The following is a 23,727-nucleotide window of genomic DNA, read 5'->3' on the forward strand; positions in this document are numbered from 1 at the left end:
CGTGGCTGTCTATTTCCCGACAGCCCCTTTTCTTTTTGTGCGGAAAAAACTTGTAAATAAGACGCGAGTGTGCAAAAATAGACATGAAACAGATGCGGAGGCATCCTGAAAAAAAGAGGAGAACAACATGGAAAAACAGAAAAAAATAGCGCTGATTAACGATCTGACAGGCTTTGGACGGTGCTCGACGGCTGTGATGGCGCCGATCGTGTCGGCGCTGAGGATTCAGGCGGTGGCAGTTCCGACCGCAATTCTCTCAGCACACACGCAGTTTCCGACGTATTACTTTGATGATTATACTGACCGGATGAAGGATTACATTCAGACCTATAAGGATCTGAAGCTCGATTTCGATGCGATCTCGACCGGCTTCTTAGGATCGGAACAGCAGGTGGATATCGTGCTTGATTTTATCCGCCATTTTAAGACGGACCGCAACTTTGTCATCGTCGATCCGGTCATGGGAGACTATGGGAAGCTGTATCGGACGTACACGAAAGAGATGTGCGAAAAGATGAAAGAACTGGTTCACTACGCGGATATCATCACGCCGAACTTGACAGAGCTCTGCACACTGATCGATGCGCCGTATCCGGAGAACGGGGCTTCGATTGAGGAGCTGAAAGAGATGTGCGGAAAACTGGCAAAGCGGGGACCGAAACACATCGTGGTGACGGGCATCCACTTTAACCAGACGCAGATTGCCAACTTTATCTATAACAAAGGCGAAGACTTCCAGATTGTCATGGTAGACCGCATCGGCGGCGACCGGAGCGGTACGGGAGATGTCATTGCGGCAATTATCGCAGGCATGTATCTGAACGGCCACAGCCTGTACGAGTCGGTGAAAAAGGCGGCGGATTACGTATCGAAATGCATCCGCTACTGCGAAGAAAACGAAGTGCCGAGCTACTGGGGACTCTGCTTTGAAATGTTTATGAAGGACTTAACGGAGGAAGCGTAATGTATTTATATACTGTAACCGGAGCCGTCGGCGAGGAAGGGTATCTCGACCTTGCAAAGAGCGGCGATCTTACCGGAAAAAATGTCTATGTCAACATGACAAACAAATGCCCGTGCAGCTGTGTGTTCTGTCTGCGCCAGACGAAACAGCAGCAGGAGGGAAATACACTGTGGTTAAAAGAGGGCGAGCCATCCGTTGAGACGATGCTGGAGCTGTTCGCACAGTACGATCTGAACGTGATCAATGAACTGGTCTTCTGCGGCTTCGGAGAACCGCTTGAGCGGCTTGAGGATGTCTGTCGGGTGATCGATTCCTTAAAAGAAACGTATCCGAACCTGAAAGTGCGTCTGAATACGATCGGTCTTGCCAACCTGATCTATGGAAGAGATGTCACCCCGGAATTAAAGGGAAGATTCGATACCGTCTCGATTTCCTTAAACGCGCCGGATGAAAAGGAATTTCTGGAGCTCACGCGGTCGAAATTCGGCATCCAGTCGTACGAGGCGATCAAGGAGTTTGCGGTTCTTTCCAAACAGTATGTGCCGAATGTTGTGATGACGGTTGTCGAGAAAGTCATGCCAGAGGAGAAAATTCAGAAGTGCCAGGAGATCTGCGATACCTTAGGAGTTACTTTACGTGTCCGCCCGTTTGAAAATTGAGAGGCCCGCAATCTTTCGCTTGTATTTGAACGACATAACGCCTATAATGGGAAAGAAAAACAAAAGAGAGGGAGAGACGTATGAACGAGTCTAATGGAGTCATCCGCGATGCGAGAAAGCTCGGTATTCCTAAAATGCTGATTCTCGGATTGCAGCACATGTTTGCCATGTTCGGTGCAACCATTCTGGTGCCGATTCTGGTAAACAGCTACTTTGTAGACGCATGCGGCGAGGGGCCGTCCCGCGGTCTTACCGTATCCGTCACACTGTTCTGCGCCGGCTTTGGAACCCTGCTGTTTCATCTGTGCGCGAAATTTAAAGTACCGGCATTTCTTGGTTCTTCGTTTGCATTCTTAAGCGGTTTCGCCGCTGTTGCAAACCTGAATACCGGAAAATATGCCAGCATGAGTGTCAACGACAAGGCAGCCTATGCCTGCGGAGGTATTGTGGTAGCAGGTCTTCTGTACCTGATTTTTGCCTTGATCATCCGCATGGTCGGCGTCAAACGCGTGATGCGCTACCTGCCGCCGGTTGTCACAGGTCCGGTTATCATCTGCATTGGCCTCAGCCTTGCTGGTTCCGCCATTAATAATGCTTCGACGAACTGGTTCCTGGCACTGGTTGCGCTGGCAGTCATCATCATTTTCAACATCTGGGGAAAAGGAATGCTCAAAATCATTCCGATTCTGATGGGCGTTGTGATTGCCTACGCTGTGGCAGTTGTCCTGAATGCACTCGGCATCAAAAATCCGGACGGATCCGTGATCATCAACTTTGCGCCGGTTGCACAGGCAGGCATCGTCGGACTTCCGCCGCTGCAGCTCTGCAAATTCGATCTGACCAGCATTATGATCATGGCACCGATCGCGATCGCGACTATGATGGAGCATGTCGGCGATATGTCGGCGATCTCTGCAACCGTAGGAGAGAACTTCCTTTCTGATCCGGGCCTGCATAGAACCCTGCTCGGTGATGGTCTTGCAACCGCAATGGCAGGTTTCATCGGCGGACCGGCCAACACGACGTACGGCGAGAACACCGGCGTTCTGGAATTGAGCCGCGTACATGACCCGAGAGTCATCCGTATTGCCGCAGTCTTTGCGATTATCGTCAGCTTCATTCCGAAGGTATCGGCACTCATCAGCACCATGCCGTCCTCCATCATCGGAGGCGTCAGCTTCATGCTGTACGGTATGATTTCTGCCATCGGTGTGCGCAACGTGGTTGAGAACAAGGTAGACCTGACGAAATCAAGAAACCTGATTATTGCGGGCGTCATCTTTGTCTGCGGACTGGGCTTCAGCAACGGTCTCTCCTTTACGATCGGCGGAACGACCGTCACCCTGACTGCACTTGCCATTGCAGCCATCGCAGGAATCCTGCTGAACATGATTCTGCCGGGCAACGATTACGAATTCGGCGTAAACGAGACCGGAGACGAGAACAGAGGAATCCACGCATAAAGAAAAATGCAAAAGAAAATCCGTTTTTTCTGCATCTGTATTCTGCACAAAGGAATGTGCAGAAACAGAGGGGAAAAAGCGGATTTTCTTTGCATTTCGGTACGGGCAAGTGTATATTGGAGGGTAAGAAGATATAAGGTTGGTAAAAAAATGACACACGAAAGATCGAAAAAGGGGATGATGGGACAGGTCGTCGGATCCTTATATTACCTGGATCCAACGGTGATTCCGCGGCTGAAAAGTCTGCGAAGCGGTGACGATCCGGTGTTTTCGTTTGGTGTTTTATTTTACGCGCTCAAATGCAATCCGCGGAGAGTGGTTCAGTACGTAGATGATGCCGCGCCGTTCAAATCCGTTTTTCTGGATCAGATGCTGCATGATTTGATTGTCCGTATGCGTATCGACGCGCAGGTGCGGGATCTGTGTCCAGCAGTAATCGACGATCTGGGAGAAAAATCCGTGGATTGTTCCGTCTGAGGCAACCTGGTGGATCGTGCCATACGGCGCATCGGAGAGCCAGGAGCCGTCGTCGATCTGCAGATACGTCGGATCCTCACCGATGATGAAGGCAAACGCGCCGTGCAGCGTGCCGTTTTCTTCCAGGACAAAAAGCTGTTTGTCACGGATTCTGTTGTGAATCAGCTCCTCCGGCGGAAAATGGTTTCCCCACTGATTCGGATTTCCGGTTTCCTGCATAAAAGAGCGGGCGTACGCATAGATTGACATGAGCGAAGTAAAATCCTCCGGGACGGCAAGTCGTATCATGATAAAAATTCTCCTTTTAGTTCAAAATAAGCAGTTTTATTGTAGCACAGCGGACGGTGAAGCACAAGAAAGAGAAAACAGGATTTGACTTTTTGAAAAATCCCATGTACAATGCGGTTAGTTGTAACTAACTAAAGCAGCCAAAACCACAACAAAACGATTTCTGCCGGTCCTGGATGGGCCGGTTCCGCATCAAATTGTCAGAAAGGAAAGAATATGAAACAAAATCGAAAACGAAAAGAGACGGCGGGCATGAATTTTCTCCGCTATCTCGGCCCGGGACTTCTTGTCACGGTCGGTTTTATCGACCCGGGAAACTGGGCATCCAACATTGCCGCCGGATCGGGTTACGGCTACGAGCTTCTGTGGATGGTCACCCTGTCCACGATCATGCTGATTTTTCTGCAGCACAATGCGGCGCATCTCGGCATTGTCACGGGAAAGTGCCTCTCGGAGGCGGCGAGCCTCTATCTGCCTGCGTGGCTGAAAAACACGATTCTTGCGACGGCGATGATGGCAGCGGTGGCGACCGCAATGGCGGAGATCCTCGGCGGTGCGATTGCGCTCCAGATGCTGTTCGGCATTCCGATCAAGCTCGGCAGCATGATGATTCTCGTGCTGGTTCTGATCTGTGAGTTTACAAGTGCTTACAAACGGATTGAAAAACTGATCATTGTGTTTGTCTCGCTGATCGGCTTTTCGTTCCTCTTCGAGGTCTGGATCGCCGATATCGACTGGGCGCAGGCGGCTGTCGGCTGGGTAAAACCGTCGTTTCCAGAGCACTCAATGCCGGTCATCTTAAGCGTCCTCGGTGCGGTCGTCATGCCGCACAACCTGTTTCTCCACTCGGAAATTATTCAGAGCCGCCAGTGGAATCTTGAGGATGATGAGGTGATTGCGCGCCAGTTAAAGTATGAGTTCAAAGACACCCTGTTTTCCATGATCATCGGATGGGCCATCAACAGTGCAATGATCCTGATGGCGGCCGCAACGTTTTTCCAGCCGCAGAATGCAAAGCAGGTGGATGATCTCGCAACGGCGGGAAAGATGCTGACACCTCTCCTTGGAAATGCCGCATCGGTGATTTTTGCAGCAGCGCTTCTGCTCGCCGGAATTTCATCGAGCATCACCGCGGGAATGGCGGGCGGAACGATTTTTTCGGGGATTTTTAACAAGCCGTATGAGATCAAGAGTAAGGAGACACGCTGGGGAATCCTTCTTACCATGATCCCGGCCGCAGCGGTCATTCTTCTGATTGATTCCCCGTTCCAGGGCCTTCTCTATTCACAGATGTTCCTTGGAATGCAGCTCCCGATTACGGTATTTACACAGATTTATCTGACGTCCTCGAAAAAAGTCATGGGAAAATACGCGAACAGTCTGCAGCTGAAAATTGCCCTGTTTGCGATTGCGGTGATTGTGACACTGCTGAATATCGCGCTGCTGTTTGTGCAGTAAAAAGAATGAGAAATAAAAAAAAGAAGTCCGCTGCGCTGCTCCCTGAAAAAGAGACCGGCGCAGCGGACTTCTTCTATTATAATATGCTCTCCATGCAGGCATCGACAAAGTCCTGCAGAAGCGGAGAGAGTTTCCGCCCCTTTTTCCAGATCACGGCGATCTGCGTTTCCAGGTCGCTTTCTGCGAGCGGCTGGATGCGGAGTCCCTGGCAGAGAGAGCTCATGGACTGCGGGAAAATGGCAGTAGCAAGGCCTTCCTTTGCCCAGAGCATCGCGCCGCGGGGATCGTCGCAGACACAGAAGAGATCCGGTTCCATGCCGCGCGAGTGGAATGCATCCATGATAAGTGCCTCGTACCGGCGGTAGATGATAAGTGGAATATTTAAAAGGTCCGAAAGTTTTAGCGCTCCGTTCTTCTCGGGAAGCATATCTTTGGAAGAAACGGCAATCATAGGTTCAGAGCTTAAAATTTTATAGTCGACATCATCGAGCCGCAGCGGCGTGCGGGCAATGGAAATATCAATGATGCCGTCCATCAGATAGCGGTACAGGGTGTAGGTGATGCCGTCATGTACTTCGAAGTTGACGTCGGGATTGCGGCGGGAAAAAAGCGAGACACACGGCATGATTGTCGCAACTGTGGTCGGTGTGATGCCAAGTCGGAGAACCCGCTTTTTGCCGACCTTTGCGACCTCAAGCTCCGTCGATTTCACGTACTCGAGCAGGCTGGCGGAGCGGTCGTACAGCAGTTTTCCGGCCTCCGTCAGACGGACACCCTGGCGGGTGCGTTCAAACAGGATGACGTTCAGTTCCGTTTCGAGCTGTTTTAACTGGTAGCTGAGCGGCGGCTGGGACATGTTGAGGCGGCGGGCGGCCTCGTGAATACTTTCGGTTTCGGCGATGACGCGGAAATATTCAAGCTGGCGCAGTTCCATAAGAGACTTCCTTTCGTGAAATTATCTATGATATTAAAATTATATCACTAAGCTATAAAAACAATACTATTCGTATTAATCATATGAGATTATACTGTCAATGTCAAGAAACAAAGAAATGGAGAGTGAAAAAGAAGATGAAAAGTCTTGGAGTCTACTTGAAGCACTACAAAAAAGAGAGCATCATCGCTCCTTTGTTCAAGCTTCTGGAAGTCGTATTCGACCTTCTGGTGCCGATGGTTGTTGCCCAGATCATCGATGTGGGTATCGCAGGCAATAACCGTCCGTACATCGTCAGCCGTTTTGGAATCCTCGTTCTGATGGCGGCAGTCGGACTTTGCTGCAGCTTCACCGCGCAGTATTTCGCGGCAAAAGCGAGCGTCGGCTGTGCAACCGAGCTTCGCCAGGCGGTCTTTGATCACATCCAGGCTCTGTCCTTTACGGAGCTGGATACCATTGGAACCGATACGCTGATCACCCGTCTGATCAACGATATCAACCAGGTGCAGAACGGAATCAACATGGGTCTGCGTCTGCTGCTGCGGAGTCCGTTTATCGTATTCGGTTCCGTTGTGATGGCATTTACCGTCAACGTAAAATGTGCCATCGTATTCCTGGTTACTATTCCGATCCTGTTCGTTGCTGTATTCGGCATTATGCTGGTCAGCATCCCGCTGTTCAAAAAGGTACAGGCGGCACTCGACCGCGTCACCGGAATGACAAGAGAAAATCTGAACGGTGTCCGTGTCATCCGTGCGTTCTGCCGTGAGGAGCAGTCTGTTGCCGATTTCGAAAAGAGCAACGATGAGCTGACTTGTCTGAACGAGTTTGTCGGAAAAATTTCCGCACTGTTAAATCCGCTGACCTATGTCCTCATCAACATCGCAGCCGTTGTCCTGATCTGGCAGGCAGGCCTTCAGGTTAACATCGGCAGTATGCAGCAGGGACAGGTTGTCGCACTTTACAACTACATGCTGCAGATCATCGTGGAACTGATCAAACTGGCATCGCTCATCATCACCTTAAACAAATCCGTTGCCTGTGCAGAGCGTGTCTCCGGCGTACTGGCGGTTCCGACAACCATGAACTACCCGGCAAAAGGCGGCGCTGCAAAGAAAGTAACTGGCGATGCAGCTGTTACATTTAAAAATGTCAGCTTCACCTATGCAGGAGCCGGCGCAGAGAGCTTATCGGATATCAGCTTTACCGCAAAACGCGGACAGACCATCGGAATCATCGGCGGTACCGGAAGCGGAAAATCGACGCTGGTCAGCCTGATTTCCCGTTTCTACGATGCGACCAGCGGTGACGTCATGGTAGACGGCGAGAATGTAAAGAATTACACGAAAGAAGAGCTCTGCAATAAAGTCGGTGTTGTTCAGCAGAGAGCAGTGCTCTTTAAAGGCAGCATCCGCGACAATATGAAGTGGGGCAAAGAGGACGCCACCGATGCAGAAATCTGGGAGGCGCTCACCACAGCCCAGGCGAAAGAAGTCGTAGAAGGCAAACAGGATCAGCTCGATTTTATGCTGGAGCAGAATGGAAAGAACCTCTCCGGCGGACAGAAACAGCGTCTTTCTATTGCGCGTGCGCTGGTAAAAAAACCGGAAATCCTGATTCTGGACGACAGCTCGAGTGCGCTTGACTTTGCAACGGATGCAAAACTCCGCAAAGCCGTCCACAATCTCGAAGGAAACACGACAACCTTCCTCGTATCCCAGCGAATCGCCGGCATCCGTCAGGCAGACCAGATCCTCGTCCTTGGAAATGGTACGCTCGAAGGAAACGGCACACACGACGAGCTGATGAAAACCTGCGAGGTTTACCGCGAGATTTACTTCTCCCAGTTCCCGGAAGAGCGTGCAGCTTATAACAACGAAAGCGGGGTGATCGCATGAAAAAGACAGAAAACAAGTCCGGAAAAAGCGGCATGCAGGTCATGAAAAAGCTGATGGCGTTTATCGGAAATTATAAAATTTTCTTAGGCCTTAGTATTGTCCTGGCTGCGGTTACCGTTATTTTACAGCTTTATATTCCGATCCTGTTCGGCGATGCGATCGATGAGGTCGTTGCAGCCCACCAGGTCAATTTCCCGGAGATGTGGTTCTATCTGAAACGAATCGTATTCTTTACCCTCGTTTCCGCACTTTCCGCATGGATCATGAACCTGATCAACAACCGTATGACGTACCGCATCGTGCGCGACCTTCGTTCCCAGGCGATCCGTCATATCCAGGTGCTGCCGCTGTCCTATCTGGATCAGCACAGCTCCGGAGACATCGTAAGCCGTGTTATCGCAGATACCGATATCTTATCGGACGGTCTTCTGCTTGGCTTTACGCAGCTGTTCTCCGGCATCGTAACCATTATTGTGACACTGTTTTTCATGTTCTCGAAGAACGTATGGATCACCCTTCTTGTGATCTGCCTGACACCTCTGAGCTTCTTCGTGGCAAAATTTATTTCCGGCCGCTCGTTCAAAATGTTCCAGAAACAGAGTGAGACGAGAGGAAAACAGACCGCACTCATCGATGAGATGATCGGAAACCAGAAAGTAGTCAAAGCGTTCGGCTATGAGGAAAAAGCTTCCGAGCGTTTTGCAGAGATCAACAAAGATCTGCAGAAATACAGCCAGCAGGCCGTGTTCTACAGTTCCTTAACGAACCCGTCTACCCGTTTTGTCAACAACGTGATCTATGCCGGTGTTGCCCTTGTGGGAGCTTTCATGATCCCGGGCGGTGCGCTGACTGTCGGCGGACTTTCCGTTCTGCTGTCGTACGCAAACCAGTATATGAAACCGTTCAATGATATCAGTTCCGTTATCACCGAGATGCAGAACGCGCTTGCCTGCGCAGGCCGTATCTTTGCTCTTCTGGAAGAGAAAGAGGAGAGTGCAGACCCGGCCGGAATGATCGGTACCGTGACGGGAAATGTGACGATCGATGATGTAGCATTTAGTTATGACAAAGAGAAAAAACTGATCGAGAACTTTAATCTTGACGTACAGCCGGGCATGCGTGTTGCCATTGTCGGCCCGACCGGATGCGGAAAGACGACGTTTATCAACCTGCTGATGCGCTTCTATGATGTCGATGCCGGAAAGGTCTGCATCGACGGAAAGCCGATCGACGAACTGTCCCGCCATGCGCTCCGCAGCTGCTTTGGTATGGTGCTGCAGGATACCTGGATCAAACAGGGAACCGTGCGCGACAACATCAGCTTCGGAAAGCCGGATGCGACGGAAGAGGAGATCATCAATGCGGCCAAAGAGGCACACAGCTGGGAGTTTATCAAGCGTCTGCCGAAGGGACTTGACACGGTTCTCAGCGAAGACAGCATCAGCCAGGGGCAGAAACAGCTTCTTTGTATCACCCGTGTCATGCTCTGCCTGCCGCCGATGCTGATCCTCGACGAGGCGACCTCCAGCATCGATACCCGTACCGAACTGCAGGTTCAGGAGGCGTTTGACAAGCTGATGCAGGGCAGAACGAGTTTCGTCGTTGCCCACCGTCTGTCCACGATCCGCAATGCTTCGCTGATCCTCGTCATGAAAGACGGAAAGATTATCGAGCAGGGACGCCATGAGGAGCTTCTTGAGAAGAAAGGCTTCTACTACAATCTGTACAACAGCCAGTTCCAGGCGTCATAAAAGATATTTGGAAAAGAGAACAGCAGATCTGTGCCGCGCATGCGATTTTGAGGCGTGCGCGCGCAGATCTGCTGATTTTTTATATGTTTTTGCAATATTCTGAAAAAAATACGGCATGGGGTATTGACGAATCCTATCACAGGTGCTATAGTTTTACAAAAATAAAAAAAGACGTAGAAGTTTTTAGAAAATGTGCGGAGAGCCTTTGGAAATTTAATTTTTGAAAGGTGCACGACCGAAGAAGTAAAACTTTCAGGTGCTGGTTCTCTTCTTAAAACAAGAACGGACGGGAGACGGCGAGGACTAAAAACGGAGTGGTCTCTGGAGAAGCTCTTGAAAAGAGTGCCGAAGGTGCAATGCAGCGATGCAGAATCTCTCAGGCAAAAGGACAGAGTCAAAAAAGATACAGAAGAAGAACAGCCGCGGAACAAAAAAAGCGGTGCGCAGAAACGAAAAAATTCCGGAAGCGCGGTTTTTTGCTGTATTTTTCAATCAGAGCCATGTTCTGCAGGAAAAGTCCCGCAGGAGATGGTATTTTTTTTCTCAAAACGGTGCGGATGTGTGATCCACATCGTTCAGACCATACGTCGAATGGAAAGGGAGAAAAGAAAATGGATGCATTGAATCAGGCAATTGCGCAGATTAGTGATGTGCTCTGGAACAGCGTACTGCTGTTTCTGCTGGTAGGTACGGGAGTTTATTTCTCTGTTCGGACCCGCTTTGTACAGGTAAGAAAGTTTAAGACCGCGTGGAACCGCGTCTTCGGCGGTTTCTCGTTAAAGGGTAAGAAGGCCGGAAAAGACGGCATGACTTCCTTCCAGGCGCTTGCAACAGCGATCGCCGCACAGGTCGGAACCGGAAACATCGCAGGATGTGCGACCGCACTCGTATCCGGCGGCCCGGGAGCCATCTTCTGGATGTGGCTTGCTGCGTTCTTCGGCATGGCAACGATCTACGGCGAGGCGTATCTCGCGCAGATCTCCAAACGCCGCGATGAGAACGGAGAAGTCATCGGAGGACCGGTTTACTACATTACCCACGCATTCAAGGGAACGTTTGGAAAAGCACTGGCAGGCTTCTTTGCCGTAGCCGTTATTCTGGCGCTTGGCTTTATGGGAAATATGGTACAGTCGAACTCCATCAGTGATGCGTTCTACACCGCATTTTCCGTACCGAAATGGGTGATGGGTGTGATTGTAGCCGTTCTCGCCGCATTCATTTTCATCGGAGGTATCTCCCGTATCGCATCCTTCACCGAAAAAGTTGTTCCGGTGATGGCAGCACTGTATCTCGTCGGAGCCCTTGTTGTTATTCTGATCAACATCCAGCATGTGCCGTCAGCGATTGCTTCGATCTTTATCTGTGCATTCCGTCCGGACGCCGTATTTGGTGCAGCAGCCGGTATTACCGTGCGGAAAGCCATGCGTTACGGTGTTGCCCGAGGCCTCTTCTCTAATGAAGCCGGTATGGGTTCCACCCCGCATGCCCATGCGATTGCCGATGTCGAGAACCCGGAGGATCAGGGTGAAGTAGCGATGATCGGTGTCTTTATTGATACCTTCGTTGTCCTGACCATGACCGCTCTCGTTATTCTTTCTTCCGGCGTTCTGGAAGAGATGATGAGTACCGGTGTTAAAGGAACCCCGGTCGCACAGGCGGCATTCCGAACCGGCCTCAAAGGCTTCGGACCGGCGTTCGTAGCGATCTGTCTTCTGTTCTTTGCATTCTCGACCATCGTCGGATGGTACTTTTTCGCAAGACAGAACGTACAGTATCTGTTCGGAAAGAAAGCAGTCGTTCCGTTCTCGCTGATCGTCGTTGTGTTCGTTTTCCTCGGCTCTCTGCTGAAAGTGGATCTCGTATGGAACCTGTCAGACCTCTTTAACGGCCTGATGGTAATTCCAAACCTCATGGCGTTGATCGTCCTCGCAGGAACCGTAGCAAAAGCGGCAAAAGGTGAAAAAGTAGAATTCTAATCATATATACAGAACGGGAAAAAGGAGGAAAGTCTGCTGATGCAGACTTTCCTCCTTTTTGCAATTATTCAGAGCCACATCTCGATTCCGCTGCGCTGCATCTCGATGTGGCTTCTCGCCATATAAAATTTCAAGAAGAACTGTTCGTTCATGCGAGCATGACTCACAGTTCTTCTTGAAATTTTGCATGGCTCTGAATAATTGCAAAAAGAAAGACCGGCAGGGGAGCTACCGATCTTTCAAGGGGAGTATAAATAATTAATAAGGGGTTATTAATTGTAAAAAAATTTATGAAGGGTAAATTCTTTTACAAAATTGATTATAATACAGATAACGGGAAAAAGCAACATCGAAATTCAAAAGTTGGAAAAAATTACCACAATTTGGAAAGCAGTGGTCCGAAAGCAGGAAAAACACTGTATTTTTGGGCTTGCATTCCCCACTTTGGAACAGATACCGTGGAAAAACAGGGTTCTGGATGCATAATCTGCGCGGAAAAAGCGATACTAAAGGATGTCGCAGGACAAAAAAACATTCAGGAGGAAACAAGATTATGACCAGAAACAGCAAAAATGAATACAGCAAAAATGAATACAGCAAAAACGAGTACAGCAAAAACGGATACGAGAAAAGCGAATACAGCAAAAACAAGAAGAACAGCAGAGACTGCAATCATGTGAAAGACCGTGAGATGTCATCCTACGGTCAGCAGAACCGGGAGCAGGACGAGAAGGATGAGTATGAAAAATACTAAGTAAACCTTGGGATTCCAGCAGAAAAAGCCGGCGGAGGGTCCCATACGGACTCTGCCGCCGGTTTCTGCATACATATAAAACAGGAGAGAAAGTCAGATCCGGAGAGGGGGACCAGGATATGGCAGGCATGACACTGCTGGCGGCAGACCAGCTGGACTGGTACGTGGGAAAACCGTGGGCGATGATCATCGATGTGCGGAGCCGGCGGGAATACGAAAAAGGGCATGTGAAAGGAGCGGTGAATCTTCCCTATGACCATCTGCTCGAACGGGTCTGTCTGCCGCGGGACAAAATTCTTGTGATCTGCTGTGAGCGGGGTGCCGCGAGCATGGCGGAGGGAAAGCGGCTGGCGGAGAACGGATACGAGGTCAAAACGGTCATCGGCGGAATGCATGCATACCGCGGACGATATCTGGTGGCGGGAGAAGAACTGTAAGGGGGCGGCAATCCAACATTTCTTCTTGTCAAGCGGGAAAAGATACGGTAAGATGAAACAGAAAACAATACAAAACCAAACCACAAAACGAAAGAGAGATCACGATATGAAATACATGTTTGCATCTGATATTCACGGTTCTGCCTATTACTGCAGAAAAATGCTGGAAGCCTTCGAGGCAGAGGGCGCAAGCCGCCTGTTTCTGTTAGGCGACCTTCTCTATCACGGCCCGAGAAACGATCTTCCAAAAGAATACGCACCGAAACAGGTCATCGCCATGCTGAATGAGAAAAAACAGTACCTCACCAACGTGCGCGGAAACTGCGACGCAGAAGTAGATCAGATGGTACTGGAGTTCCCGGTGCTGGCAGATTACGGCATCCTGATCGAGGGAGGCCATACCTTCTATATGAGCCATGGCCACATCTACAATGAGCAGAATCTGCCGCCGCTGATGGATGGAGATATCTTCCTGTACGGCCATACCCACGTCCTGCGTGCCGAGAAAAAAGGCGCACACACCTTTCTGAACCCGGGTTCTGTATCTCTGCCGAAAGAGGGCAATATCCCGACCTATGCAATCCTCGAGGACGGCGTATTTACGATCAAAGGCTTTGACGGCACCGTCGTAAAACAGCTCACATTATAAGAGGGGACGGGAGAGTATGGAATTATATGAATTGATCGCCCCGTGCCACTTCGGCCTGGAGGCGGTGATGAAACGTGAAATTCTCGACCTCGGCTACGAAATCGAGCGCGTGGAGGATGGAAAAGTAACGTTTCTTGCAGATGCAGAGGGAATCGCCTACGCCAACCTGTTCCTTCGCACGACAGAGCGTATCCTGCTCAAAGTAGGACAGGTCCACGCCGAGACGTACGATGAACTCTTTGAAGCGACAAAAGCGCTCCAGTGGGAGAAATTTATCCCGAAAAACGGAAAGTTCTGGGTAACGAAGGCAAACTCCATCAAGAGTAAGCTCTTCAGCCCGTCCGATATCCAGTCGATCATGAAAAAAGCGATTGTCGAGCGATTGAAACAGGTCTACCACATGGAGTGGTTCCCGGAGGACGGTGCACAGTACCCGATCCGTGTTTCGATTTTAAAAGACGAGGTTACGATCGGACTCGATACCTCCGGCGTTTCCCTTCATAAGAGAGGCTACCGCAAGCTGACCGCGAAAGCGCCGATCACCGAGACCCTTGCCGCAGCACTTATCATGCTGACTCCGTGGAAGGGTGACCGGATTCTTGTCGATCCGTTCTGCGGAAGCGGTACGTTCCCGATCGAGGCGGCCATGATGGCGGCCGATATTGCACCGGGTCTCAACCGTTCTTTCCTTGCGGAGCAGTGGACGCACCTCGTGCCGAAAAAATGCTGGATGGATGCGGCGGAGGATGCACGCTACCGGATCCGGAACGATATTGAGACAGATATTCAGGGCTTTGATATCGACGGAGATGTCATCAAGAGTGCCAGAGAGAACGCAAAGCTGGCCGGTGTGGATCACCTGATCCATTTCCAGCAGCGTCCGGTTGCCGAGCTGTCGCACCCGAAAAAATACGGTTTTCTGATTACCAACCCGCCGTACGGTGAGCGCCTGGAGGACAAAAAAGATCTTCCGGCCCTGTATCAGACATTAGGAGAGCGGTACCGCGCTCTCGATTCCTGGTCGATGTATCTGATCACGAGCTACGAGGATGCCGAGCGGTATCTCGGCAAAAAGGCGGATAAAAACCGTAAAATTTACAATGGAATGCTGAAAACCTACTTTTACCAGTACGCGGGACCGAAGCCGCCGCGCCGGGAAAAAGAACAGAAATAATACAAATGGAGGAGCAATGCCGAATGATTTTTGGCGTTGCTCCTTTTTGATAACAAAAATTAAAAGAAGAATTTTAGAAAAGTTTAATATTTTCTTGAAATCACTGCACTACTGTGCTAAACTGTCCTCATGCGAAATTTTTTCATCAAGCGGAGGAAACCATGAACGGACAGGAGATCAGAGACAGGCTGCTGCATTCCTACGAGAGGAGCTACGATATCGTAAAGCCGTCCGAAGTAAACGGCCATACATACGATGCCTGTGCAAGCTACCACGAGAGCGGCGCAAAATACGTGCTCTCAAAGAAAGCAGAGCTGTGGAGGATCAGCTGTCATGAGCATGCGTATTTTAAAGCGGTGGAAGAACTGAACGACCAGGACGTCGAAACATTTCTGACGGACCTGACAGAATGGATAGAGCCAAAGGTGGTTCGCGAGGGGAAGGAAGTACCGGATACCGACCACATGTACACGCTGGTCACCGGTATTTTTTTTGCGGACAAACCGGTTGCGGACAGCGTAAAGAAGAAAATCCGAAAATATAAGTATTATAAAAATTACCGGTTTTCTTTGAGAGGCTACTGTCAGGTGCGGCTGCTCGTCTTTGATACGGCAGAACAGAAAGTGTTTGGAAACCGGGCGGCTTGGGAATTGGTAAAGGGGTATGCTAAGATGTTCCGATCTTAGTTATCTATAAATTTATTCTACCAAAAAGAGGGAGGAAAAAACAAATGAATAGTATTCTTGTACTGGTTGTCGGAATCGGCATTCTGATCGCCGGATACGTATTCTACGGAAAATGGCTTGCCGGGCAGTGGGGCGTTGATCCGAAACGGAAAACCCCTGCATTCACCGCGGAGGACGGTGTGGACTACGTTCCTGCCAAAGCTCCTGTCTTAATGGGACATCACTTCTCATCCATCGCAGGCGCAGGCCCGATCAACGGACCGATTCAGGCCGCTGTCTTTGGATGGGTTCCGGTTCTTTTATGGGTACTCATCGGCGGTATCTTTTTTGGAGGCGTTCATGATTACGGCGCACTGTTTGCATCCCTGCGCCACAAAGGACAGTCCATCGGCGAGGTTATCGCAGACACCATGGGAAGTAAAGCGAAAAAACTCTTTATCGTCTTCGCTTACCTGACCCTGATTCTTGTTGTTGCAGCCTTCGGTTCCATCGTTGCCAATACCTTCAAGGCAGCCTATACCGAGAGCGGCGCTGTCGATGTGGCAGCAAGTTCTGCAAATGCAACAACCGCTATGATTTCCATTCTGTTCATCGTACTCGCCGTTGTGTTCGGTTTCATGGTATACAGAAGAAATGTATCTCTTGGCGTTTCCACCATCGCAGGCGTTGCAGCTATTGTTGTCTGCGTTGTTGTTGGATTAAACTTCCATCCGATCTATCTCTCCGAGACAGCATGGATGGTAATCGTTGGTATCTATATCACCGTAGCTTCTGTTGCACCGGTCTGGATTCTGCTTCAGCCGCGTGACTACTTAAGCTCCTTCCTTCTGTACTTCATGATGATCGTAGCCGCTGCCGGTGTCATCGGAAGTGCTCTGATGGGCCATGCATCCCTGGATATCCCGGCATTCACCGGATTCAAAGATACGCTGGCTCCGACCGGAAGTTCTCTTGGATTTATGTTCCCGGCCCTGTTCGTAACCATCGCCTGCGGAGCAATTTCCGGATTCCATTCACTCGTTGGTTCAGGAACTACATCGAAACAGCTTGACAATGAGAAAAATGCCCGCCCGATCGCATACGGCGGTATGCTGATTGAGTGTGCACTTGCAATCGTATCTCTGTGTGCAGTCGGCTACATCTGGTCCAGATACGCAGACGGAACCACCGTTGTTCCGACCGCTGTATTTGCAACCGGTATCTCCGAGATGGTAGCAACCATTCCGGGACTTGGCGGATCGACCCATGTACTGTACTCTCTGCTGGTTCTGACTGTATCGGTATTCTGCCTGACTTCTCTGGATACCGCAACCCGTCTGGCAAGATACATGTTCCAGGAGTTCTGGCTTGAGCCGGGACAGACTTACAAAGAGGCAACCGGCTACAAAGCCGTTCTGACCAATCCGGTTGTATCAACCGTTATCACCGTAGTACTCGGCATCGGCCTTGGCCTGACCGGTTATTCCAAAATCTGGCCGCTGTTCGGTGCATCCAACCAGCTGCTGGCAGCCATCGGACTTCTTGCTGTTGCCACCTGGCTCGGAAAAGTCGGCAAAAACAACAAAATGTTCCTGTTCCCGATGGTATTCATGCTGATCGTAACCATCACATCCCTTGTACAGACCCTGATCGCAAACTTCAAGGGCCTTGGCGCAGGCGTTGGCATCGGCTGGTGCGTAGCACGTATCGTGCTGGCAGGCCTGCTTGTCATCCTGGCGCTGATCCTGGCTTTCGATGGATTCAAGACTCTGGCAAATCAGAAAAAAGCAAAATAATGTGTGATTACAAAAAAAGGCTCCCGGATAAAACGGGGGTCTTTTTTTGTGACAGGGTTCTTGTGTTTGCGTCACACATACGGTATAATGATCGCAAGTTATTTCAGCGTGAAAGAAGGAAAACGGTTATGAAAAAAATTGTATTTGCAACAGGAAATGCCGGCAAAATGAAAGAAATCCGTGAAATCCTTGCGGATCTGCCGGTGGAAATTTATTCGATGAAAGAAGCCGGCATTTCGGTCGAGATCGATGAGAACGGCAAAACCTTTGAGGAGAATGCAAAAATCAAAGCACAGACCGTTGCCGGATGCACAGACGGCGACACGATCGTGCTGGCGGATGACTCCGGTCTGGAAGTGGATGCCTTAAACGGCGAGCCTGGTGTCTATTCGGCAAGATATATGGGAGAGGATACGTCCTACCGCATCAAAAATCAGAGCCTCGTTGACCGCCTGGAGGGCGTGCCGGTGGAAAAAAGAACGGCACGATTCGTCTGTGTGATTGCAGCCGCCTTCCCGGATGGAACAGTCTGTACCACCAAAGGAACGATCGAGGGAAAAATCGGTTACGAGGAACGCGGGGAGAACGGTTTTGGCTATGACCCGATTTTCTATCTGCCGGATATGAGCCGCACGACCGCAGAACTTTCTCCGGAAGAGAAAAACGCAGTCAGCCACAGAGGAAAAGCACTGGCGGCGATGAAAGAACAGATTGCATCATATTTGAAATAAGAAGAGGGAAGAGAATGAGTATGAAATTTCTGATAGTGAGCGATACCCATGGACGGATGTATAACCTTGAGGAGGCCATGGAACGTGAGGAGTTCGACGGCATGATCCACTGCGGTGACGTGGAAGGGATGGATGACCTGATCAAATCCAAGGTAAACGGCCCGTGCTATATGGTCATGGGAAATAATGACTGGTTTTCAAACCTCCCGGCGGAGATTCAGGTGAACATTGATGATTACCGTGCCTTTATCACACACGGTCATAACTACGGCGTATCGCTCGGCCTGGAGGGAATCTATGCGGAGGCGCTTTCCAGGGGTGTGGATATCGTACTGTTCGGCCATACGCACCGGCCGGTCGCAGAAAAGCGTGGAAATCTCTGGATTGTCAATCCGGGCAGCCTCACGTATCCGCGTCAGATGGGAAGAAAACCAAGCTATGCCATGCTGACGATCAATGAAGAGCATGAGCTTTCGGTGGAAATCAAGTATCTGGATTAAAAAACGGGTCGAAAAAGGGCGGAAAACAGCCCGAAATCGAATGAATTATCGCAACTAACATGACTATTCCAAAGAAAACAGGGTAGTACCGGAGCAGGTTCTGACTAATTCTTAAAAAGTTTGTCAAAAAAATACAATTTAGGTGTTGACAGATGAGAAAAGATATGATAAGATCTCTTTGTTGTCCGGTGAGAACAAAACAACACAAAAAACATTTTGAAAAAAATGAAAAAAAGTGTTGACAAACCGAAAACAATGTAATATAATAAATCTTGCGTCGAGCGCGAAAGGGTTAAACGCAAATCGGGAAACCTTGTTTACGGGGTGTGGCTCAGCTTGGCTAGAGCGCCTGGTTTGGGACCAGGAGGTCGCAGGTTCGAATCCTGTCACCCCGATGTCGTGCGGGTGTAGTTCAATGGTAGAACACCAGCCTTCCAAGCTGGATACGTGGGTTCGATTCCCATCACCCGCTTGCTGCTACAATTTTGTAGAAGCTGTGTGCTTGTAGCTCAGTTGGATAGAGCAACGGCCTTCTAAGCCGTGGGTCGGGGGTTCGAATCCCTCCAAGCACGCTTCACTAAAATTAAATAGTGAAAAAGACTGTAAGTCGTAATTATGGTGGGTATAGCGCAGTTGGTTAGCGCGCCAGATTGTGGCTCTGGAGGCCAAGGGTTCGAATCCCTTTATCCACCCTGCCAGCAAGGCGAAACATTGGGCTATCGCCAAGCGGTAAGGCACAGCACTTTGACTGCTGCATTCGCTGGTTCGAATCCAGCTAGCCCAGTTGGATGCAAAAGTATACGGAGCATTAGCTCAGTCGGTAGAGCACTTGACTTTTAATCAAGTTGTCCGGGGTTCGAATCCCCGATGCTTCACTAAATAACCCATAGAAAACGCCCATGGAGGTTTTCTATGGGGTTTTTCTTTTTTGAAAAAATAATATGCGGTTATGACGGAATTGGCAGACGTGCAGGATTTAGGTTCCTGTGCCTTTCGGCGTGTGGGTTCGAGTCCCACTAACCGCAGAAAAATCCACAGCAGTAAAATGACAAAAATCAGATTCTAAATAATTGCAGCAAAAATATTCGCGCATCAAATATCTTAAAAACTCCAAACAGAACCGAAAATCAAATAGAGAATAGATAGAGGAAAAATGGTATGACAAGAGAAAAGTATGAGTCATTGCCTTTGAGCATGCTGAAAGCGCTGGCAAAATCCAGAAACATGAAGGGGATTTCCACCCTGCGGAAAGAAGCGCTGATTGAGCGGATGCTGGAAGAAGATCAGAAAGAAAACCAGAAAAACATGGAAGAGCCGGCGGTTCTAAAAGAGGAAAAAAAGACGGAAACTGTACAGGATCAGAATCAGGAACCGCAGGAAAAGCGGGAGGACGGTATGGAGCGCCAGAATCGGGAAACCTCGGAAAACGGCACCGCGCGCCCGTACCAGAGACCGCGGTATGTCCGCCGGGAAGAGCGCAGTGAAAACGGAGAGCGCCAGGAGTACCGTCCAAGAGCGCCGCGTTTCAATGAGCGTAGATTTCAGGAACCACGGAATTATAATCAGAATAACCGTGAGGAAGAGCAAAGACAGGAGCCGCGTCAGGAAGCAGGGCAGGAAATGAGACAGGAGCCGCTGCGTCAGGAAGCAAGACCAGAGACGAGACAGGAACCGCGTCAGGAAACCAGCACGCTCGACAGCGGCCAGGAGGCCTGCGGCATCCTCGAGGTCATGCCGGACGGATTTGGATTTATCCGCTCCGACAACTATATGCCGGGCGACAGCGATGTCTACGTTTCTCCGTCCCAAATCCGCCGTTTCGGACTGAAAACGGGAGATATCATCCGTGGAAACACGAGAGTAAAGTCCGCAACCGAAAAATTCAGCGCCCTTTTATACTTAAAGAGCGTCAACAATCTGCCGCTCGACCAGATCATGCGCCGCGGCAATTTCGAAGATATGACACCGGTCTTCCCGGATGAGCGGCTGCGCCTTGAGCGCCCGGGCGGAAGCATGGCGATGCGGATCGTGGATCTTGTAAGTCCGATCGGAAAAGGCCAGCGAGGCATGATCGTCTCCCCGCCGAAAGCCGGAAAAACGACGCTTTTGAAGGATGCGGCAAAATCCATCCTGCGGAACAACCCGGAGATGTATCTGATCATCCTTCTGATCGACGAGCGGCCGGAGGAGGTCACCGACATTAAAGAAGCGATTCAGGGATCGAATGTGGAAGTCATCTATTCCACCTTCGATGAGCAGCCGGAGCACCACAAACGCGTGTCCGAGATGGTCATTGAGCGCGCGAAACGTCTTGTGGAGAGTAAAAAAGACGTTACGATCTTCATCGACAGCATCACACGTCTCGCCAGAGCTTACAACCTGACCGTTCCGCCGAGCGGCCGTACCCTTTCCGGCGGTATCGATCCGGCAGCACTCTACATGCCGAAACGGTTCTTCGGCGCGGCCAGAAACATGCGCGAGGGCGGAAGCCTGACGATTCTTGCAACGGCGCTTGTGGACACCGGAAGCAAGATGGACGATGTCGTTTACGAGGAATTCAAAGGCACCGGAAACATGGAACTCGTGCTCGACCGGAAACTGCAGGAACGCCGCGTCTTCCCGGCCATCGACATAGCCAAATCGGGAACAAGAAGAGAAGATCTGCTTCTGACACCGGATGAGCAGGAGGCCGTTTACAATATGCGGAAGGCATTAAACGGCATGAAATCCGAGGAAGCCGTGGAAAATATTCTGAACATGTTTGCCCGCACCGGAAACAACGGCGAACTGATTCAAATTTTAAAAAAACAAAAAATAGTATAAGGCTTGCAATTTTCAAAATTGTGTGATACAATGAGAAAGCTGTGCAAGGTTGATGAGATTTTGTCAGCCTGAAATACGAAATCATCAGAGTAAATCTGAGAAGATAACAATATTAAGAAGAGGTGAATAAAATGAGAGAAGGAATCCATCCAGAATACCATCAGGCAACTGTTACCTGCAACTGCGGAAATACTTTTGTAACAGGTTCTACCAAGAAAGAGATCCACGTTGAGATCTGTTCTAAATGCCATCCGTTCTACACTGGCCAGCAGAAAGCTGCTGCAGCTCGTGGACGTATCGAGAAGTTCAACAAGAAATACGGCATGAAATAAGAATTGAATCAAGCAAGATGAAAAACGGGCTGAGGTTGGAAGATCTCAGCCCGTTCTTGCGTTACGGATGCAGAAAATCCCCTTTGAGGAGGTAAACGTAAATTATGAAATCATCCAATATTGGCGGCCAGGCCGTGATGGAAGGCGTCATGATGATGAACAAGGACCGCTATTCCGTCGCAGTACGCCGGCCGGACGGGGAGATTGAGGTTAAAGTAGAGCAGCACAAGCCGCTGACGAAGCACAAGGAGCTCTTAAAAGTTCCGATTCTGCGCGGTGTCTTCAGCTTTGCCGATTCGATGATCGTCGGCATGAGTTCCCTTATGTACTCCGCTTCGTTCTATGAGGACGAGGAGGAGGAAAAGAAAAAGCCGGCGACGAAAGAGGAAGAGGAGCAGCAGAAAGCGAAAAAAGAAAAGACAGACAAGCTGATGATGTACGGAACCGTCACATTTTCCGTTGTCATCGCCGTCGTTCTCTTTCTGATGGTGCCGTACTTCCTGTCCGAACTGCTGCGCAAAGCGGGAGCCGGAACGACACTGACTGCGGTGGCAGAGGCCTTTGTGCGTGTGGCACTGTTCCTCGGCTATCTGGCAGCCATTTCCCGTATGGAAGACATTCAGCGCGTGTTCATGTACCACGGCGCCGAGCATAAATGCATCAACTGCGTTGAGCACGGTCTGGAACTGAACGTGGAAAACGTCTTAAAGAGTTCCCGGGAGCACAAGCGCTGCGGAACGAGCTTTCTGATGTACGTCATCGTCATCAGCATCATCTTTTTCATGTTCATCCGGGTCGATTCCCCGGTGCTGAAAATTGTGATCCGCCTGCTTCTCATTCCGGTGATCGCGGGAGTTTCGTATGAAATTATCCGCCTGGCGGGAAAAAGTGACAATAAACTGGTCAACCTGATCAGTAAACCGGGCCTGATGCTGCAGCACCTGACGACGCGCGAGCCGGATGCCGAGATGGCAGAGGTTGCGATCGCCGCTGTGGAGGCTGTGTTTGACTGGAGAGCGTACCTGAACGAAAACTTTGGTTATACGTACCCGGCCAAAACCGAAAAAAAAGAACATGAGGAGCCGTGACCGATGAGTGTGCACGATAGAAAAAACTTGAAATCTGCACTGGAATCCGCTATTCTGTACTTACAAAAGCAGGGGGTGGAGGAGGCCCGGCAGGACGCATGGCTTTTACTGGAGCATGTCTGCGGGATCAGCCACAGCACCTACTTTGTACACAGTGAAGATGAAATGCCAAAAGAACAGCAGGAGCAGTACGAAGCGCTGGTCAGAAAGCGCGGCGAACACATTCCGCTGCAGCAGCTGACCGGAGAGGCGTGGTTCTACGGAATCCCTTTTTTTGTGAATGAGCATGTACTGATTCCGCGGCAGGACACCGAGATTCTTGTGGAGGAAGCGCTCCGCGGCCTTCCAAAAGATGCACGGATTCTCGATCTCTGCACCGGTTCGGGATGCATTCTCATATCGCTTCTTGTGACGAGAGAGGACTGCACTGGAATCGGCGCGGATCTCTCCGAGAAAGCCTTACAGGTTGCGGAAAAGAACGGCGCACAGGCGGGCGGACGGGCATCGTTCGTAAAGAGCAACTTATTTGAAAACATCGAGGGAACCTTCGATGTGATCGCAAGCAATCCGCCGTATATCCGCACGGATGTGATTGAAACGCTGATGCCGGAGGTGCGCGACCATGAGCCGCGGATGGCACTCGACGGCAGTGCGGACGGTCTTGTCTTTTACCGGAAGATTACAGAGCAGGCAGGAAGCTATTTAAAAGAGGGCGGAAAGCTCTGTTTTGAAATTGGATATGCTCAGGGAGATGAAGTGCGGGAGCTGATGGAAACCCACGGCTTTGCCGATGTACAGGTTCTGAAAGATCTGGCAGGCCTGGACCGCGTGGTGACCGGTATCTGGCACAAAAAACCCTGACAGAAATGAATTTTAATTTTGACACCATAATGACATCATAAACAGACGA

Annotated in this window: 21 protein-coding genes, 7 tRNA genes and 1 riboswitch; of the genes, 26 read left to right on the top strand and 2 right to left on the bottom strand. The window is 50.2% G+C overall.

Annotation, left to right across the window (positions count from 1 at the left end; translation table 11 throughout):
* The first annotated feature begins 127 nt into the window (after positions 1-127).
* From DXD92_RS06420 to DXD92_RS06430, 3 genes are all read left to right on the top strand, one after another.
* A complete protein-coding gene (locus tag DXD92_RS06420) occupies positions 128-964 on the top strand; it encodes a pyridoxamine kinase (RefSeq protein WP_118594597.1) in 837 nt (278 codons plus the stop codon).
* Positions 964-1,623: a TatD family nuclease-associated radical SAM protein gene (locus DXD92_RS06425; RefSeq protein WP_022462642.1), complete on the top strand. Its 660-nt coding sequence runs from the start codon at positions 964-966 to the stop codon at positions 1,621-1,623. Before DXD92_RS06420 ends, DXD92_RS06425 begins: the two co-directional genes overlap by 1 nt.
* Before the next feature lie 80 nt (positions 1,624-1,703).
* Positions 1,704-3,086 carry a uracil-xanthine permease family protein gene (locus tag DXD92_RS06430; RefSeq protein WP_117804221.1) on the top strand — a complete coding sequence of 461 codons (1,383 nt, stop codon included), beginning with the start codon at positions 1,704-1,706 and terminating at the stop codon, positions 3,084-3,086.
* A 282-nt stretch (positions 3,087-3,368) separates the two neighbouring features.
* On the opposite strand, the gene DXD92_RS06435 is transcribed toward DXD92_RS06430, so the two are convergent.
* Entirely contained in the window at positions 3,369-3,851 is a 483-nt protein-coding gene (locus DXD92_RS06435) for a hypothetical protein (protein WP_022462640.1), read from the bottom strand.
* 216 nt (positions 3,852-4,067) lie between these two features.
* Here DXD92_RS06435 and DXD92_RS06440 point away from each other — a divergent pair, with 216 nt between their 5' ends.
* Positions 4,068-5,309: an Nramp family divalent metal transporter gene (locus DXD92_RS06440; RefSeq protein ID WP_118594598.1), complete on the top strand. Its 1,242-nt coding sequence runs from the start codon at positions 4,068-4,070 to the stop codon at positions 5,307-5,309.
* Positions 5,310-5,385: 76 nt separating this feature from the next.
* On the opposite strand, the gene DXD92_RS06445 is transcribed toward DXD92_RS06440, so the two are convergent.
* Entirely contained in the window at positions 5,386-6,243 is an 858-nt protein-coding gene (locus DXD92_RS06445) for a LysR family transcriptional regulator (RefSeq protein ID WP_118594599.1), read from the bottom strand.
* Between the two features lie 137 nt (positions 6,244-6,380).
* Here DXD92_RS06445 and DXD92_RS06450 point away from each other — a divergent pair, with 137 nt between their 5' ends.
* The 22 genes from DXD92_RS06450 (at position 6,381) to prmC (ending at position 23,678) form a co-directional block, all read left to right on the top strand.
* On the top strand, positions 6,381-8,141 hold the full coding sequence (locus DXD92_RS06450; RefSeq protein ID WP_055219704.1) for an ABC transporter ATP-binding protein: 1,761 nt from the start codon (positions 6,381-6,383) through the stop codon (positions 8,139-8,141).
* A 41-nt stretch (positions 8,142-8,182) separates the two neighbouring features.
* Positions 8,183-9,892, top strand: coding sequence for an ABC transporter ATP-binding protein (locus tag DXD92_RS06455; RefSeq protein WP_118594701.1), 1,710 nt, complete (start codon positions 8,183-8,185; stop codon positions 9,890-9,892).
* Between the two features lie 311 nt (positions 9,893-10,203).
* Positions 10,204-10,294, top strand: a riboswitch (glycine riboswitch).
* Between the two features lie 209 nt (positions 10,295-10,503).
* Positions 10,504-11,868, top strand: a complete 1,365-nt coding sequence (locus tag DXD92_RS06460; RefSeq protein ID WP_022462635.1) for an alanine/glycine:cation symporter family protein — start codon at positions 10,504-10,506, stop codon at positions 11,866-11,868.
* A 553-nt stretch (positions 11,869-12,421) separates the two neighbouring features.
* The gene (locus tag DXD92_RS06470; RefSeq protein WP_118594600.1) at positions 12,422-12,622 is read left to right on the top strand and encodes a hypothetical protein; all 201 of its coding nucleotides are present in this window, start codon (positions 12,422-12,424) and stop codon (positions 12,620-12,622) included.
* A 119-nt stretch (positions 12,623-12,741) separates the two neighbouring features.
* Positions 12,742-13,059 carry a rhodanese-like domain-containing protein gene (locus DXD92_RS06475; RefSeq protein WP_243001874.1) on the top strand — a complete coding sequence of 106 codons (318 nt, stop codon included), beginning with the start codon at positions 12,742-12,744 and terminating at the stop codon, positions 13,057-13,059.
* A 106-nt stretch (positions 13,060-13,165) separates the two neighbouring features.
* Entirely contained in the window at positions 13,166-13,708 is a 543-nt protein-coding gene (yfcE, locus tag DXD92_RS06480) for a phosphodiesterase (protein ID WP_022462632.1), read from the top strand.
* A gap of 16 nt (positions 13,709-13,724) precedes the next feature.
* The gene (locus DXD92_RS06485; RefSeq protein WP_118594601.1) at positions 13,725-14,882 is read left to right on the top strand and encodes a THUMP domain-containing class I SAM-dependent RNA methyltransferase; all 1,158 of its coding nucleotides are present in this window, start codon (positions 13,725-13,727) and stop codon (positions 14,880-14,882) included.
* Positions 14,883-15,043: 161 nt separating this feature from the next.
* Positions 15,044-15,568, top strand: a complete 525-nt coding sequence (locus tag DXD92_RS06490) for a hypothetical protein (protein WP_055219714.1) — start codon at positions 15,044-15,046, stop codon at positions 15,566-15,568.
* A gap of 44 nt (positions 15,569-15,612) precedes the next feature.
* The gene (locus tag DXD92_RS06495) at positions 15,613-17,343 is read left to right on the top strand and encodes a carbon starvation CstA family protein (RefSeq protein ID WP_118640291.1); all 1,731 of its coding nucleotides are present in this window, start codon (positions 15,613-15,615) and stop codon (positions 17,341-17,343) included.
* A 128-nt stretch (positions 17,344-17,471) separates the two neighbouring features.
* Entirely contained in the window at positions 17,472-18,074 is a 603-nt protein-coding gene (locus DXD92_RS06500) for an XTP/dITP diphosphatase (RefSeq protein ID WP_022462628.1), read from the top strand.
* 14 nt (positions 18,075-18,088) lie between these two features.
* Complete coding sequence (locus tag DXD92_RS06505) at positions 18,089-18,574, top strand: metallophosphoesterase family protein (RefSeq protein WP_022462627.1); 486 nt, start codon at positions 18,089-18,091, stop codon at positions 18,572-18,574.
* Between the two features lie 320 nt (positions 18,575-18,894).
* Positions 18,895-18,969: transfer RNA gene (locus DXD92_RS06510), tRNA-Pro, on the top strand.
* 6 nt (positions 18,970-18,975) lie between these two features.
* Positions 18,976-19,046: transfer RNA gene (locus DXD92_RS06515), tRNA-Gly, on the top strand.
* 26 nt (positions 19,047-19,072) lie between these two features.
* Positions 19,073-19,146, top strand: a tRNA-Arg gene (locus DXD92_RS06520).
* A 46-nt stretch (positions 19,147-19,192) separates the two neighbouring features.
* Positions 19,193-19,266: transfer RNA gene (locus tag DXD92_RS06525), tRNA-His, on the top strand.
* A 20-nt stretch (positions 19,267-19,286) separates the two neighbouring features.
* A tRNA-Gln gene (locus DXD92_RS06530) sits at positions 19,287-19,358 on the top strand.
* Between the two features lie 18 nt (positions 19,359-19,376).
* Positions 19,377-19,449: transfer RNA gene (locus DXD92_RS06535), tRNA-Lys, on the top strand.
* 68 nt (positions 19,450-19,517) lie between these two features.
* Positions 19,518-19,599 (top strand) — tRNA-Leu (locus tag DXD92_RS06540).
* A gap of 133 nt (positions 19,600-19,732) precedes the next feature.
* Positions 19,733-21,397: a transcription termination factor Rho gene (rho, locus tag DXD92_RS06545; protein WP_118640292.1), complete on the top strand. Its 1,665-nt coding sequence runs from the start codon at positions 19,733-19,735 to the stop codon at positions 21,395-21,397.
* Positions 21,398-21,528: 131 nt separating this feature from the next.
* Entirely contained in the window at positions 21,529-21,729 is a 201-nt protein-coding gene (gene rpmE / locus DXD92_RS06550) for a 50S ribosomal protein L31 (RefSeq protein ID WP_022462139.1), read from the top strand.
* Between the two features lie 104 nt (positions 21,730-21,833).
* Complete coding sequence (locus DXD92_RS06555) at positions 21,834-22,817, top strand: DUF1385 domain-containing protein (protein ID WP_118640293.1); 984 nt, start codon at positions 21,834-21,836, stop codon at positions 22,815-22,817.
* A gap of 3 nt (positions 22,818-22,820) precedes the next feature.
* The gene (gene prmC, locus DXD92_RS06560; RefSeq protein WP_118640294.1) at positions 22,821-23,678 is read left to right on the top strand and encodes a peptide chain release factor N(5)-glutamine methyltransferase; all 858 of its coding nucleotides are present in this window, start codon (positions 22,821-22,823) and stop codon (positions 23,676-23,678) included.
* Positions 23,679-23,727 lie beyond the last annotated feature (49 nt).

The sequence above is a fragment of the Blautia sp. TM10-2 genome (genome assembly GCF_003480845.1).
In the GTDB taxonomy this organism is placed as follows: domain Bacteria; phylum Bacillota; class Clostridia; order Lachnospirales; family Lachnospiraceae; genus Fusicatenibacter; species Fusicatenibacter saccharivorans.

Bases quoted from the DNA above. Each gene is read 5' to 3' on its own strand.
- DXD92_RS06420 (WP_118594597.1), top strand. From the start codon at position 128: ATGGAAAAACAGAAAAAAATAGCGCTGATTAACGATCTGACAGGCTTT.
- DXD92_RS06425 (WP_022462642.1), top strand. From the start codon at position 964: ATGTATTTATATACTGTAACCGGAGCCGTCGGCGAGGAAGGGTATCTC.
- DXD92_RS06430 (WP_117804221.1), top strand. From the start codon at position 1,704: ATGAACGAGTCTAATGGAGTCATCCGCGATGCGAGAAAGCTCGGTATT.
- DXD92_RS06435 (WP_022462640.1), bottom strand. From the start codon at position 3,851: ATGATACGACTTGCCGTCCCGGAGGATTTTACTTCGCTCATGTCAATC.
- DXD92_RS06440 (WP_118594598.1), top strand. From the start codon at position 4,068: ATGAAACAAAATCGAAAACGAAAAGAGACGGCGGGCATGAATTTTCTC.
- DXD92_RS06445 (WP_118594599.1), bottom strand. From the start codon at position 6,243: ATGGAACTGCGCCAGCTTGAATATTTCCGCGTCATCGCCGAAACCGAA.
- DXD92_RS06450 (WP_055219704.1), top strand. From the start codon at position 6,381: ATGAAAAGTCTTGGAGTCTACTTGAAGCACTACAAAAAAGAGAGCATC.
- DXD92_RS06455 (WP_118594701.1), top strand. From the start codon at position 8,183: ATGAAAAAGCTGATGGCGTTTATCGGAAATTATAAAATTTTCTTAGGC.
- DXD92_RS06460 (WP_022462635.1), top strand. From the start codon at position 10,504: ATGGATGCATTGAATCAGGCAATTGCGCAGATTAGTGATGTGCTCTGG.
- DXD92_RS06470 (WP_118594600.1), top strand. From the start codon at position 12,422: ATGACCAGAAACAGCAAAAATGAATACAGCAAAAATGAATACAGCAAA.
- DXD92_RS06475 (WP_243001874.1), top strand. From the start codon at position 12,742: ATGGCAGGCATGACACTGCTGGCGGCAGACCAGCTGGACTGGTACGTG.
- yfcE (WP_022462632.1), top strand. From the start codon at position 13,166: ATGAAATACATGTTTGCATCTGATATTCACGGTTCTGCCTATTACTGC.
- DXD92_RS06485 (WP_118594601.1), top strand. From the start codon at position 13,725: ATGGAATTATATGAATTGATCGCCCCGTGCCACTTCGGCCTGGAGGCG.
- DXD92_RS06490 (WP_055219714.1), top strand. From the start codon at position 15,044: ATGAACGGACAGGAGATCAGAGACAGGCTGCTGCATTCCTACGAGAGG.
- DXD92_RS06495 (WP_118640291.1), top strand. From the start codon at position 15,613: ATGAATAGTATTCTTGTACTGGTTGTCGGAATCGGCATTCTGATCGCC.
- DXD92_RS06500 (WP_022462628.1), top strand. From the start codon at position 17,472: ATGAAAAAAATTGTATTTGCAACAGGAAATGCCGGCAAAATGAAAGAA.
- DXD92_RS06505 (WP_022462627.1), top strand. From the start codon at position 18,089: ATGAGTATGAAATTTCTGATAGTGAGCGATACCCATGGACGGATGTAT.
- rho (WP_118640292.1), top strand. From the start codon at position 19,733: ATGACAAGAGAAAAGTATGAGTCATTGCCTTTGAGCATGCTGAAAGCG.
- rpmE (WP_022462139.1), top strand. From the start codon at position 21,529: ATGAGAGAAGGAATCCATCCAGAATACCATCAGGCAACTGTTACCTGC.
- DXD92_RS06555 (WP_118640293.1), top strand. From the start codon at position 21,834: ATGAAATCATCCAATATTGGCGGCCAGGCCGTGATGGAAGGCGTCATG.
- prmC (WP_118640294.1), top strand. From the start codon at position 22,821: ATGAGTGTGCACGATAGAAAAAACTTGAAATCTGCACTGGAATCCGCT.